The sequence below is a fragment of the Deinococcus yavapaiensis KR-236 genome, assembly GCF_003217515.1.
GTDB lineage: Bacteria > Deinococcota > Deinococci > Deinococcales > Deinococcaceae > Deinococcus_A > Deinococcus_A yavapaiensis.
The window spans coordinates 295,571-308,794 of sequence record NZ_QJSX01000001.1; the positions used below are offsets into that span (position 1 = coordinate 295,571).

At 67.1% G+C, this 13,224-nt stretch carries 13 protein-coding genes; 7 read left to right on the top strand and 6 right to left on the bottom strand.

What is annotated here, in order from left to right:
• The first annotated feature begins 9 nt into the window (after positions 1–9).
• From lysA to DES52_RS01475, 4 genes are read left to right on the top strand one after another with little or no spacing between them, the layout of a single operon-like run.
• Positions 10–1,164, top strand: coding sequence for a diaminopimelate decarboxylase (gene lysA, locus DES52_RS01460; protein ID WP_110884971.1), 1,155 nt, complete (start codon positions 10–12; stop codon positions 1,162–1,164).
• 50 nt (positions 1,165–1,214) lie between these two features.
• On the top strand, positions 1,215–2,138 hold the full coding sequence (locus DES52_RS01465) for an AAA family ATPase (protein WP_110884972.1): 924 nt from the start codon (positions 1,215–1,217) through the stop codon (positions 2,136–2,138).
• Between the two features lie 8 nt (positions 2,139–2,146).
• Positions 2,147–3,028, top strand: a complete 882-nt coding sequence (locus DES52_RS01470; protein WP_110884973.1) for a DUF58 domain-containing protein — start codon at positions 2,147–2,149, stop codon at positions 3,026–3,028.
• Positions 3,025–4,974 carry a transglutaminase TgpA family protein gene (locus DES52_RS01475; RefSeq protein WP_170130836.1) on the top strand — a complete coding sequence of 650 codons (1,950 nt, stop codon included), beginning with the start codon at positions 3,025–3,027 and terminating at the stop codon, positions 4,972–4,974. Before DES52_RS01470 ends, DES52_RS01475 begins: the two co-directional genes overlap by 4 nt.
• Before the next feature lie 4 nt (positions 4,975–4,978).
• Here the strand turns inward: DES52_RS01475 and DES52_RS01480 are convergent, their stop codons facing one another.
• Entirely contained in the window at positions 4,979–5,476 is a 498-nt protein-coding gene (locus DES52_RS01480) for a mismatch-specific DNA-glycosylase (RefSeq protein WP_245900561.1), read from the bottom strand.
• Positions 5,477–5,504: 28 nt separating this feature from the next.
• On the bottom strand, positions 5,505–6,101 hold the full coding sequence (locus DES52_RS01485; protein ID WP_110884975.1) for a sulfite oxidase-like oxidoreductase: 597 nt from the start codon (positions 6,099–6,101) through the stop codon (positions 5,505–5,507).
• 217 nt (positions 6,102–6,318) lie between these two features.
• Here DES52_RS01485 and DES52_RS01490 point away from each other — a divergent pair, with 217 nt between their 5' ends.
• Genes DES52_RS01490 through DES52_RS01500 form a run of 3 tightly spaced genes read left to right on the top strand, consistent with a single transcriptional unit; the run spans position 6,319 to position 8,157 of the window.
• On the top strand, positions 6,319–7,209 hold the full coding sequence (locus tag DES52_RS01490) for a DUF4032 domain-containing protein (RefSeq protein WP_110884976.1): 891 nt from the start codon (positions 6,319–6,321) through the stop codon (positions 7,207–7,209).
• 40 nt (positions 7,210–7,249) lie between these two features.
• Positions 7,250–7,780 (top strand): DinB family protein, encoded by a 531-nt coding sequence (locus tag DES52_RS01495; protein ID WP_110884977.1) that lies wholly within the window; start codon positions 7,250–7,252, stop codon positions 7,778–7,780.
• Positions 7,780–8,157: a hypothetical protein gene (locus tag DES52_RS01500; RefSeq protein ID WP_110884978.1), complete on the top strand. Its 378-nt coding sequence runs from the start codon at positions 7,780–7,782 to the stop codon at positions 8,155–8,157. The genes DES52_RS01495 and DES52_RS01500 overlap by 1 nt, the downstream gene beginning before the upstream one ends.
• A 1-nt stretch (position 8,158) precedes the next feature.
• On the opposite strand, the gene DES52_RS01505 is transcribed toward DES52_RS01500, so the two are convergent.
• From DES52_RS01505 to DES52_RS01520, 4 genes are all read right to left on the bottom strand, one after another.
• Positions 8,159–10,114, bottom strand: coding sequence for a glycosyltransferase family 2 protein (locus DES52_RS01505; protein WP_110884979.1), 1,956 nt, complete (start codon positions 10,112–10,114; stop codon positions 8,159–8,161).
• A gap of 73 nt (positions 10,115–10,187) precedes the next feature.
• Positions 10,188–11,846, bottom strand: a complete 1,659-nt coding sequence (locus tag DES52_RS01510; RefSeq protein ID WP_110884980.1) for a putative ABC transporter permease subunit — start codon at positions 11,844–11,846, stop codon at positions 10,188–10,190.
• Complete coding sequence (locus DES52_RS01515) at positions 11,843–12,613, bottom strand: ABC transporter ATP-binding protein (protein ID WP_110884981.1); 771 nt, start codon at positions 12,611–12,613, stop codon at positions 11,843–11,845. Before DES52_RS01515 ends, DES52_RS01510 begins: the two co-directional genes overlap by 4 nt.
• Positions 12,614–12,666: 53 nt before the next feature.
• Positions 12,667–13,176 (bottom strand): DUF402 domain-containing protein, encoded by a 510-nt coding sequence (locus DES52_RS01520; protein WP_110884982.1) that lies wholly within the window; start codon positions 13,174–13,176, stop codon positions 12,667–12,669.
• Between the last annotated feature and the right edge of the window lie 48 nt (positions 13,177–13,224).

A 13,224-nucleotide genomic window follows, 5' to 3' on the forward strand; every position in this document is an offset into this window, starting at 1 on the left:
TTGAAGGACATGCTCTCCCCCGCCCTTCTTCAAGACGCCGCCGAACGCTTCGGCACGCCCCTGTACGTTTACGACGCCGCCGAGATCGACGGCGCCCTCGGCCGCGTTCGCGCGGCGTTCGGAGACGCCCGCGTGTTCTACGCGATGAAGGCGAACTCGAACTTCACGATCCTCGAACGCCTGCGCGCGCGTGGCGTCGGCTTCGAGGCCGTGTCGCCCGGCGAACTCGCCCGCGTTCGCCACCTCGGCTGCGCGGGAAGCGAGGTGATCGTCAACGGGCCCGCGAAGACACGCGAGGAGTACGAGCTCGGCCAAGCGATGGGGGCGACGTTCGTTCTCGACCGCCTCTCGGAAGTCGCGCTCGTAGCGCCCGGCACGGCGGTCTTGCTTCGCGTGAATCCCGCCCTCGACGTCTCGACGCACGATCACCTCGCGACAGGCGCGGCGAAGAGCAAGTTCGGCGTTCGGCTCGAAGACGTGGAGCGAGGCGTGAAGCTCGCCCGGGAAGCGGGCCTCGTCGTGCGCGGCTTGCATGTTCACATCGGAAGCGCCATTCGAGAAGCGGCGGACTTCGGGATGGCGTTCGAAAAGCTCGCCAAGCTCGATGTTGGAACGATCGACGTGCTGGACGTCGGAGGCGGCTGGGGGCTCGACGCGGACTTGAGCGGCATCGCCTCGAAGGCGCGGCAAGCCAGGGACGCGCTCGGAGCGTCCGAGTTGTGGGTGGAGCCGGGCCGTTACCTCGTGGCGCGCTCGGGCGCGCTGTTGACGCGCGTGGTGGGCCTCAAGCAGACGGGGCGGTCGTTCGTGATCGTAGACGCGGGCATGACCGAACTCATGCGCCCCATGCTGTACGGCGCCTCGCACCCGCTGCTCGCGTTGTACGCGGGCGGGACCGAAGGCGTGTTCGACCTCGCGGGACCCGCGTGCGAAAGCGGCGATTTGCTGGCGAGCAACGTGACGCTTCCCACGCCGAGCGTCGGCGACGCGGTGGCAGTGTTGGAGGCGGGCGCGTACGGCGCGGCGATGAGCTCCACGTACCTGTCGCGCTCGCGTCCGGCCGAGGTGATGTACGACGCAGGCGCGTGGCAGGTGATTCGCCGCCGCGAGCGTCCCGAGGACGTGTGGCGCGCGGAGCTCGCCGAAGCGCCGACGCTCGCGTGAGCGAGCCGTTCGTCACAAGGTGGTCGGGCGCGAGCCGCTAGACTGCCCGCGTGACCGCTTCGACCTCCACGCTCGCTCGGCAAGTCCTCGTGCAACTCGGCGAAGTCATCCTCGGGAAGGAACGGCAGCTCAAGCTCGCCCTCGCCTGCGTCCTCGCGAAAGGACACCTCCTCATCGAGGACGTGCCGGGCGTCGGCAAGACGACCTTGGCCGCCGCGCTCGCCGCGACGCTGGGTCTGCGCTTCTCGCGGGTGCAGTTCACGTCGGATCTGCTGCCCGCCGACTTGCTGGGCGCGAGCGTGTTCGAGCGCGACACGGGCACCTTCCGCTTTCACGAAGGTCCGGTGTTCACGAACGTGCTGCTCGCCGACGAGATCAACCGCGCCTCTCCGAGAACCCAGTCGGCCTTGCTGGAGGCGATGGAGGAACGGCAGGTGAGCGAGAGCGGCGTGGCGCGCCTTCTTCCGACGCCCTTTTTTGTGCTCGCCACGCAAAACCCGTCGGATCAATCGGGCACCTTCGCCTTGCCCGAGTCTCAGCTCGACCGCTTCCTGATGGTCGTCACCCTCGGCTATCCGGACCCGGCGGCGGAACGTGAACTCCTCGCGGGCCGCGACCGCCGTGAGATCGCGAGGCACCTTCCCGCCTTGCTCTCGCCCGAGAAACTGTTGGAGGTGCAAGCGGAGGTGGACCGCGTGCACGTCGCGCCCGCGCTGCTCGACTACGTTCAGACGCTGTTGCGCGCGACGCGCGAGGGAAGCACCTTCATGGCGGGTCTTTCTCCGCGAGCGGGCCTGAGTCTCTTGAGCGCGACGCGCGCGTGGGCTTGGCTGTCGGGCCGCGACCACGCGCTTCCGCAAGACGTGCACGCCGTCTTCGCGGCCGTCGCGACCCACCGCTTGCTGTCACGCACGACGTTCGCTCCCGATCCGCGGGCCGTGACGAGCTTGCTCGAAGAAACGCCGATTCCTTGAGGGCGCGCGTGAACGATCCGTTTGCCGTCAAACCCACCCGCTTCGGCTTGTCCTTCTTGGGGCTCGTCGCGGCGATGCTCATCGGGTGCATCAACTACGGTCTGAGCCTCGGGTACTTCCTGACCTTCTTGCTGACCGGCTTGTGGGCGGCGTGCGGCGTGGCGGCTTTGCGCGCCCTGCCGGGTTTGCACGTCGACGTGGCCGATCCGCCCGCCGTCTTCGCGGGCGAGGAGGCGCGCGTGCCGATCGTGCTGAACGGCGGGGGACGCGAGCGGCCTGACGTGGACGTCGCCTTGCGAGGCGCGCGGATTCGCGTGGACGTACCCGCGCGAGGCGACGTCCGCGCGGACGTTCTCGTGAAGGTGGAGCGGCGAGGACGGGCCAACCTCGGGCGAGTGGAGGTACGCGGCGGCGATCCCATCGGCTTTTTCGAGGCGCGCGTGCGGCACGACGAGGACGTGACGGTCTTGGTCTATCCGGCGCCCGAGCGCGGCGCGCCGCCCTTGCCGCGAGGAGCGGGCAGCGGTGAGGGCGGGGGCACGCGCGTGGCTGGCAACGAGGACTTTCACTCGCTGCGGCCCTACGTGCCCGGCGACGCACCGACGCGCGTGTCGTGGCGGCACGCGGCGCGGTCGCAGGGTCCACTCGTCGTGCGCACCTTCGACGCGAACGGAGGCGGCGCCGCCCTGCTCGATTTCACGGCTCTGAGAAGCCTGGGCGCCGAGGCGCGCCTGTCGCGCTTGTGCGCGTGGCTTTTGCGAGCGGAGCGCGAGAACGTCGTGTTCGAGCTTCGTTTGCCAGGAGTGGCGGTCGTGAGAGGTCAAGGCGCGGCGATCACGCGGCGCGGCCTCGTCGCCCTCGCCACGTTCGAGGAGCGGGCGGACGCGTGAACGTCCTGCCTTCGCGGCCGACCGTCACGCTGCTCGGCGTGCTGGGCCTCGTGTTCGTGCCGTACTTCGCGCACCTTCCGCCGTGGCTGTCGGCCCTGCTGGTGGGCCTGCTGGCTTGGCGAGCTTTGATCGCCGTGGGCCGAGCGGGCATTCCGCCCGTGTTCACGCTCGTCGTCGGCGCCGCCGTCGTCGCGTGGGGCATCGCGAGCGAGTACGGCACCTTGCTGGGGCGAGACGGAGGCACGGCCTTCTTGCTGCTCTTGCTCGCCCTGAAAATTCACGAGACGCGTACCCGCCGCGACGTTCGCGTCCTCCTTTTGCTGGGGTACTTCGCGCTCGGCGCGAACTTCTTCTTCGAGCAAGGCCCTCTCGTGACGCTCTACACCCTGCTGATGACCGTCGCGTTGACGGTCGTCGCGGCGTGGTGGCGCGCGCCCGACCGTCCGCACCCCCGAACGCGTGGCGCGCGGGTCGTGAAGCTCGTCTTGAGCGCCGTGCCGCTTGCCGCCGCCTTGTTCGTGGTCTTCCCGAGGCCCGCGCAGCCGCTGTGGACCTTGCCCGTCTCGTCAGACCGGGCCGAGACGGGGCTCGCGAACGAGATTTCGCCCGGCAGCGTCTCCAGCCTCACGAAGTCCAGCGCGGTCGCCTTTCGCGCCGACTTCGAGGGCGCGATTCCGCCGCAAAACGAGCTGTACTGGCGCGGTCCCGTCTTCGACGACTTCGACGGGCGGCGTTGGGTGCGGTCGCGCACCTACGTCACGGGCGTCACGGGAGGTCCGCTGTGGCCGCCGCTCGTGGAAGAGCGCGGCAACGTCGTTCGCTACGCCCTTTCGCTCGAACCGAGCGGCACCCGTTGGGTGCTCGCCCTCGACTACCCCTTGCGAGGTCCGGGGGATGTTCGCATCACGAACGCCTTTCAGCTCGTCGTGCGCGACATCATCACGGCGCGTCGACGCTTCGAGTTGGAATCCGCGCCGAGCAGCCTCGTCGGACGCCGCGAGTACCCGGCGATCCTGCACGACTCGACGGTGCTTCCGAGCGGCGGCGATCCTCGGGCGCGCGCCCTCGGCGCGTCGTGGGCGACGCTGCCTCCCGCGGAGCGCGTGGAACGCGCCCTTGCCTTCTTGCGCGGCGGCAACTTCAAGTACACGCTCGAGCCGCCCGCCTTGCCGCGCGAAAACGGCATCGACGCTTTCCTCTTCGGCACGCGCCAGGGATTTTGCGAGCACTACGCGTCCGCGTTCGCGTTTTTGATGCGCGCGGCGGGCTTGCCCGCGCGAGTCGTGAGCGGCTACCTCGGAGGCGAGGTCAATCCCAACGGGAACTACCTCATCGTGCGGCAGTCGTTCGCGCACGCGTGGACGGAAGTATGGCTCGACGGAGAAGGTTGGCGGCGCGTCGACCCGACCGGCGTCGTGTCGCCCGCGCGTCTTTCCGGCGACGTCGCGCGCAGCGTCACGGACCCGGCGGCGCTTCCTCCCTTGTCACGCGGCGCGAACTCCCTGCTCTCGCGGCTCAGCTTGCGCATCGATGCGCTCCAGACGGCGTGGAACGACCTCGTCGCCTATGACGGAGGCGCGCAAGCGGCGCTCCTCGCCAGCATCGGGCTCGCCAAGGCGGGTGGGGCGTCGCTTCTGCTGCTGTGCGTCGCCGTCGTCGTCCTCGCCACCTTGCCGATGCTGTTCGTCGTGCGCGGCCGCGTGGCGCGGCCCGATCCGCTCGTCGTCGCCTTCGACCTCCTCGCGCGTCGCGTCGGCGTGGACCGCTCGCCTTCGGAATCGGCGGGCGCGTACGCGGCGCGCGTGGCGAGCGTCAAGCCGGACGTGGCGCGCGACGTGCGGGCCCTCGCCCACGAGTACGAAACGCTGCGCTACGGACGAGGCGCGAACGCCGACAGCGTTCGCGCGTTCGTGCGAAAAGTTCGTCGCTTTCGCGCCCGAGGGTGAAGCCTCACGACTCGTCCGCCCGCAAGTCGCGGTACCGCTCGGCGATCGCTTGCCACGGTTCGAGGCGGAAGTGGTTGTCGCCGAGCGGGCTCGTGGACGGCAAAACCCAAAGTTCGACGTTCGCGAGGGTGCGTTCCTGGCGGCCGTAGGGCAGTTTGCCGGTGGGCACGCCGAGCGCCTCGGACGCGGCGCGCTTGCTGGTGAAGGCGAGGAGCCGGGGTCGATAGTGTTCGAGCTTTCCGAGAAGTTCGTCCGGCGCGAAGGCGTCCTTGGGAAGTTTGCTGTCGATGCCGAAGTGGCGCTTGGCGACGTCCGTGAGCCCGATGTCGAGGTCGAGCAGGTTCGGGTACTCGCTCGGAGCCAAGCGCGTCGCCGTGAGGCCGACGTCGAAGAGAACGCGCCAAAACTTGTTGTGCGGATGGGCGTAGTACGCTTTGGCCTTCGCGGACGCCGGACTGGGCGCCGTGCCGCAAAAGACGAGGATCAACCCGTCGCGCAGCAAGTCGGGGACGATGTAGTCGGGCGTGGGCTCAGTCGTCGTCGTAGCGTTCCTCTTTGAAGGGATCGCCGCGCAGGTGGTAGCCGTTACGTTCCCAAAAGCCGGGCTCGTCGTGCGGCATGAACTCCAAACCCGAGATCCATTTGGCGCTCTTCCAGAAGTACAAGTGCGGCACGACGAGCCGCATGGGACCGCCGTGGTCGGTTTCGAGCGGAGCGCCGTCGAAGGTGTGGGCGAGCAGGTTGAGGTCACGCACGAAGTCTTCGAGCGAGAGGTTCGTGGTGTAACCGCCGTACGAGTGGATCATGACGTGCGTCGCGCCGGGCTTGAGGGTGACGCGCTTCATGAGTTCGGGTACGGTCACGCCCGTCCAAGCCGTGTCGAATTTGCTCCAGTGCGTGACGCAGTGGATGTCGTAGGTGTGGGTCGTCTGCGGCATGGCCATGAGGTCGTCCCACGTGAATCGGGTCTCCTCCGCGAGGCCCCACACGCGAATCTCGACGTTGTTGGGTTCGATGCGTGGCGTCGGACCGTACGTGAGGACGGGAAAGCGCGTGGTGAGGGCTTGACCGGGCGGTACGCGCCCGCCCATGTCGCCGTCGGGTTTCTTGAAGAACTTGCCGAGCATGCATCCTCCGTGCGGGCCGCCTCGGGCGAGGCGGCCTGTCGGTACGCTAGCACCGCGGCTTGAGGGGACATGGTAGCGCACCTTGCGGCTTTCTTCGGGCTGCCCGCTTCGTGTTGCAGGTACACAAATCCCGAACTTGTTCGCTACACTGAAGGCAGCAAGGTGACGCTGCCTCGTTGGCGGACGAAGGGCCCGAAGGGCGTGAAGTGGAGGACGCATGGACAGCAAAGAACAAGCCAAACACGAACTGGACCGCGCGAAGTTTCTCGGGGCGGTCGAGGGTGTGCTGCACTTGCTGCGCGGCGAGCCGAACGAACTCGTCCCCTTCGATTGGATGAAGCACCTCGCGCCTCACGGCGAGCATTACCGAGGGCTTCAAACCATTCCCGTCGACGACGTCATCGGCTCGGTCGACCGCTACAAGGATTTCACCCGCCACTTCCTGCCGCGAGAAGAGCACCTCGACGAACGCTGGACGGGCGTGCGCGGCGCGCAACTCGCCGGTAAGGAACTGCCGCCCATCTCCGTTTACAAAGTCGGCGAGTTGTACTTCGTCAAGGACGGCAACCACCGCGTGTCCGTCGCGCGCCGACAAGGCCAGAAGTACATCGACGCGGACATCATCGAGCTCGACGTGCGCGTCGCGCCCGACAAGAACGACACGTTGCGCGACCTCATCATCAAAGGCGAACTCGCGCGCTTCCTGGACGTGACGCGCCTGCCCGAACTCGTGCCGAACTTCCAGCCGATTCTGTTCACGACGCCCGGCCGGTACGACATCCTGCTCGACCACATTCGCACGCGGCAGTACTTTCTGGGATTGAAGTTCGGACACGAGGTGTCGTGGGAGGAAGCGGTCGAAAGTTGGCACCGCCGTCTGTACGCGCGCGTCGTGGAGGAAATTCGCGAGCACGACGTCATGCGCCGCTTCCCCGACCGCACGGAAGCCGACCTCTACTTGTGGATCATGGACCATCGCTACTACCTCAAGCAACGCCTCGGGTACGACGTCGGCAGCGAGCAGGCGACCGTGGACTTCTCGAAGCACTTCGCGCCGCCTCTATGGAAACGCGTCACACGTCGCTTGGGCCTCGCGCGGTCGATCTGACGCCGCGAGGCGGGACTCGGCGCGCGGGTATACTCGCGCCATGACCAGCACTCCCGACTTTCTCGCGTCGTACGGAGCGACGCCGTCCGACGTCGCTCGGCAACTGCGTCTCGCCCTCACCGAATTCGAGGACGTGATTCGTCGCGTGCCGAGCGACCGCTTCTTCACGCCCGTACGCGACTTCGCGCCGTCCGACGACTACTCGCTCGCGTGGAGTCCCGCGCAGCAGCTGGAGCACGTCCTGAAGGCCAACACGACCTTCTCGAAGCTGATCTACCTCCTGAATTCCGACCGCGCCCTTCCCGACATGCCCAAGCAGCCCGGCGAGACGGTCAATGGACGCTTCGTCGCGCCCGAAGGCTTGCGTCCCGCCGAAGGCGTGACGTGGGACGCGGTGGAGGCGACGTGGCGCGATCTGCACGCCCGCCTCGACCGGGAGCTGGAGAAGGCGAATCCCGCGTCGACCCGCGCCTTCTGGCATCCGTTCTTCGGCGACTTGAACGCGCTCGATTGGGGCCGCGTGGCCGTTTTGCACACTCGGCGTCACACGAAGCAGCTCGGGGTGGCGTGATGGAGAAGAAGGGCGAGCGCGGCTTCGAGCTCGACGCGCACCTCGCCTTCGCGCAGCCCGCTTCCCGAGAGGACGCCGAGCGGTTCGTGGCCGCGTGGGGGTTGCGCCCGACGTACTACGCGGTGAATGCCGACGGAAGCGGTGACGTGCGGGCCGTTCGCCTCACCGGGACGAAGGACGCGGACGACGTGCGCACCTTGCTGCAGATGGGCTTGGAAGGCGGCACCCTGCGAAGCGCCGAAGTCGGCTTGCGCGGCTTCTTGCGTTCACCGACGGGGAGCACCGATTACGTGCCGTGGAAACGCAACAAGATCTTGCGCAAAGACGCTTGGAACGAGGTGGCGTTCGAAGAAGGCGTGAAGTACGTGCTGGAATGATTCAGGCGCGGCGGGTGGACGAGTCTTCGCTCGCCTCTCGACGCTGAATCAAGCGCCGAAAGAACGTCACGAGATCGTCCGCGTGCGTATCGAACGCGAACAGATGGCGGGCACGGCGAGCGTTCTCGGTGAGCTCGCGTTTGCGCTCGGGATCTCGCAGTTGGACCGCGACGTCCTCGAACGTCCCGAAGAAGACGCCGAAGTCGTGGCGCGCCGCGAGGCTTTGCATCGCCACCGTCGAGTGGCGGTTGTCCTTGAGAATCCACGGCAAGCCCGCCGCCGCGTACGTGCCGAGCCGAGCCGGCAGGTTGAGGTCGTCCCAAGTCGCGCGCCGAAGATCGCCGCCGTTCACCGAGTCGTGCACTTGCACCCACGCGGCGTCGTAACGCGACAACTCGCGCACCCAGTCGCGCGGACCCACGGTCGGGTGCAGGTGCATGAATCCCGTCTCGAGCCCTTCGCGCGTCCAGTTCGGAAACCACGCGTGGAAGTGCTCGCCGTAAAAGTGCACGTGCAGGCGCGCGGCGGCGATGTCCGACCACGGCACGATCCCGATGGGCCGTCCCGCGCACACCGTGTGCACCTCGCCGTCGAGGTCGGACAGTTTCGGCGCCCAGTCGTTCGTCTGCCACTCGATCTTCGGAAGGTCCCCATCGAGGACGAAGGTCGCCGCGTCGTCGAAGCGCTCGTTCAAGGCGAGTTCGAACCACGCGCGGTTCTCGTCGGAGATGAAGACGCGCCCGTCGCTGTCCGTCACGAGCTTCACGAGATCGGGCCACAATCCGTGCTCCAAGCAGATGAACGGCCCCTCCTTGAAGTGGAACACGAACGGCACGCCGAGCCGAGCTTCGCGCACGGCCTCCTGCACGTCACGCAGCAAGCGCACGTCCTGCCAATTGAGCAGGGCGTAGATGACGTCGGGCCGCGCGGCCTTCACGCGGTCGAGCCAACGGTCGTCGTGCGCGACCGTCTCGATGTTGCCGAACGGATACGGGCCCGCCGAGTCCCACGTCTCGGTGTTCTTCAGCCACAATCCGTAGAGCTTGTGACCGCGCTCTTCGAGCGCGAGGACGCGCTCGGGATTGAAGCCGAGCGAGCCGACGATCAAGACGCGCAGGGCGCCGCGCTTCGGCAACGCGCGCGCCTCGTCGAAGCGGCCGAAGCGCTCGCGCTCGTTCACGCGCATGCCCCGCGACGGGCGAAAGTCGAGCCACACGTCCTGACCGACGCCGTAGTACGAGCGGTAGCGCGACAAGCCACCTTGAAAGTGCGCGATGACCTTGTGTCGTTGCCACGGGTGGTCGACCCACTCGCACGACACCTTCCCGGTGTAGGCGAAGCGAGCGCCCCGCTTGAGCAGACCCCGCCAGAAGTCCGCTTCCAAGCTGTCCGACACGAACTCGTGGCGTTCGGTCCAGCGCGCGTCGCCTTGAGGGTCTCGGCGGTGCAGCACTTGAGCGAGGGCGAGGATGTTGCCGCTCGTGATCGTCTCGCCCTTCTTGGGAGCGAGCGGCGTGTCCAAGACTTCTTCCTCGCGTCCGACGACGTCGTCTCCCCGGAGCGTCGCCGCGAAATGCCGGTATTCAAAGCGCACGCCGCCGTACGCGAGGTACACGTCCGAACGTTCTTGCAGGACGCGCACGAGCGACGCGAGGTGCGCCGGGTACCACACGTCGTCCGAAGGCAGGTAGGCGAGGTAACGTCCTCGCGCGAGGTCCGTCGCGAAGTTCAAGGCGGCGCCGAGGCCGACGTTGTGCTCGAATCGGTGGAAGCGGACGCGCGCATCGGCGAGGTGCGGCGCGACGACGTGCGCCGTGTCGTCGGGCGATCCGTCGTCGATAAGCAGCAATTCCCAATCCTCGAACGTTTGCGCGAACAGGCTCTCCAAAGCGCGGCGCACGAAGGTCGCGTGCTTGAACGTCGGCATCAGGACGGACACGAGGGGCGATTCGGGCACACTTCAACGTACGAGGAGGTCGCGCCTCTATGATGCAGGCAACCTTCACCTTTCGTGCAGATGCCCAGGCGCCTCACTCGAGGCGATCGAGGCGTCTCCATCCGAACACGAGCGGCGCGAGCGTTCCGATCACCGTGAGGGCGAGCACGCCGAGCAGGGCGAGCGCGCCGAGCGGTTCGGTGAAGGCGCTCAGGCCGGGGTACGCGTCGGGCAGGGTGACGCTGAGGTACGTGGGACGCGCGAGGACGATCAGCAACAGCACGCTATAAGCGAGGCTTCCGAGCATGTACAGCAAGCCGCCGGGCGACAAGCCGATCTCGGCGGGATTGTCGGCGTTCAGTTTGGGAAAGGCCGCGCCGAGCCCGATTCCGAGCGCGGTGATCACGAGCGCGTTCGACAGCGCGACGACGACGCTCGCGAGCACGACGACGTCCGTGAGATTGAGGACGCGGGCGCTGAAGTACGCGAGGACGAGCGCGAGCAGCATGGTGGGCGGCAACGCCCCGAGGTACTTGCTGACGACGAGTTGCCGCACGTCGATCGGCGACGTGCGCAGCAGCCAGTACGCGCGGCCCTCCAAACTCACGGCCGGGAACGCGAGACGAACGCCCACTCCGGTGATCACGAAGCCTTGAAAGGCGAGTTGGATGTAGCCGAGAATGTTCTGGAATTGCGCGAAGCCCGCCAGTGGCACGGAGCGGACGCTCACGAGGTACACCCCGGCGAGCGCGGCGAGAATGAGAAGCTGCGACCACTGCGTGGGATCGCGGAACAAGAGTCGCGTGTCCTTGAACGCCAGCACACCGCTTTTCCCGAAGCGCGCGGCGAAGCCTTCGGCCGCACTCGCTCGTTTCGGCGTCGGATCGAGTTTCACGCGACTCGAGTCGATGGCGCGCGCCCAGCCTTGCTGATAGGCGTGCGTGGCGAGCAAGGCGGCACCTCCGAGAACGAGCGCGGCGAGAATCGCGAGGGGCACGAGGCTGATCGGCGGGTTTCCGGTCGCGGCGAGCCACAAGCCGTTCGCGCCCCACGCGGGCGGCAAGAAGGGATTGCTCGGCGAGGCGAAGTCGCGCAGCAATCGGTCGAACTCCTGGGTGTTTTGCAGTTGCCGCAGCAAGTTCTCGGGCCGCGCGGCGCGAATCACGAGGACGAGCGCCGCGCTGATGAAGACGCCGAGGGCCGTGGCGACTTCACGCACTCGGCCGACGGGCGCGACGCGCATGAGCAGCACGGCGAGGGCCGCGCCGAGACCGACCGGCAGGGCGTACACGAGGATCACGGCGATCAAGGCGACGGGGTAGTACCACCAAGCCGCGTGAAGAAACGCCCCGATCGTCCACGCGATCGGCAGCGTGAGGGCCGTCGGAACGAGCGCGGCGGCGAGGTACGTCTCGAACACCTTCATGGCGAAGACGCTTCGCGTCGCGAGCGGTTGCGTCAGCAAGAAGTTCAAGTCCTCGCTGAGGTACAAGGTGCTGATGGCCGTCGTGACGGCGCTGAAGGTGACGCCCGCCGACAAGACGACGAACCCGATTTCCAGCACGCGGCGAAACACGGCGAGGCCGATATCGCCGAAGTCGCCGAGGAATCGTAGGGCGCGCATCGTTCCCTCGACCTCGCCCCAGACGAAGAGAGCGCCGAGCACACCGAGAACCACGAAGGTGACCTTCGGGCCGCGCGCGAGCGTGTTGATCAGACCGCGCGCCTTGAGGCCCGGCAACGAGCCGCTCACGCCGTCTCCAATTCGCGCGCCCGCTTGCGCTCGGCTTCCTCCTCTTCCACGAGGCGAAAGAAGATGCGTTCCAAGCTCTCTCCTTCCACGCCGCCCACGCCCGTCCGCGTCGTCTCGCGCAACTCGTCGAGGGTGCCCATTCCCAGGACGCGTCCACGATCGAGGACGGTGATTCGCGTCGCGACCGCCTCGGCGAGCGGCAAGGAGTGCGTCGTCAGCAAGACCGTGCGTCCTTTGTTCGCGTAATCCTGGAAAAGTTCGCGCACGAGCTTCGCGGCGCGCGGATCGAGCCCGACCATCGGCTCGTCCACGATCAGCACGGGCGGGTCGGGCAGCAGGGCCGTGATGATCGTCAGTTTCTGCTTCATGCCGTGACTGAACGTCTCGATGAGCTCGTTCGCGAAGTGCTCCAGCGAGAAGAACTCCAGCCACCGCTCGATGTCGTGGTCGCTGCCCTTGCCGTGCAGGTCGCGGATGAAGCGCAGCAGTTCGCGCGCGGTGAGCTTGCCGTACAAGTACGGGCGGTCGGGAATGAAGCCGAAGGCGGCCTTGGCGCGTACCGGATCCTTCCAGACGTCGAATCCGCCGACGCGCACGACGCCGTCCGTCGGCCGAGTCAGGCCGACCATGGCGCGAATGGTGGTGGTCTTCCCCGCCCCGTTCGGCCCCAGCAAACCGAAGAGCTCGCCGGGCTTCACTGTGAAACTGAGGTCCGAGACGGCCGTGTGCCGCCCGAAACGCTTGTGAAAGTTCAAGACTTCGATCACTTCAGGGAAGTGTACGCCCCGAAGTCTTACACGCGCCTGTCAAAGGCCGCTCGTCAAACCAGCACGGGCTCGTGCCACTCCAGCCGTATGCCTTGGGCGTCCAGCCAGGTGTCCACGTGGTAATCGTGCTGTCCGAGCTCGTTGAGGATGGTGTGCGCCCGTTCCACCGCCCACAGCGCCTCGCGTTCGTCGACGAGCCCTTCGAGGCGAGCGGCGCACAGTTCGCTCGTGTCGAGCACTTGCGCGCGCTTGCCGTTCCAGACGGTGAGGTCGAGGTAAAGGTCGCGGACGCTCCACGTCTCGCCATCGCGACGGATGACGGCGACGTCCATGTAGTAGTCGAATTCGCGGCGTCCGCCGTGCAACTCGTAACGGCAAAGTTGGATTCCGAGTTCCGGCAGGAGGTGCGCTTGCCAGTACGCGATTTTGGGATGGCCCAGAAACGGGCGAGCGACGAAGAGGCCGTGATGATGTTCCCGATAAACGTGCACGGGCCGAACGCCCGTGTTGGTGTGATGCTCGCTTCTCGCCGTGTCGTGCCGTTCGACCTTGACCGCGTGCATGGGTCAGTATAAACGGAGCCGCTCTGAGGTCAGGGTGAAGTCATGCAA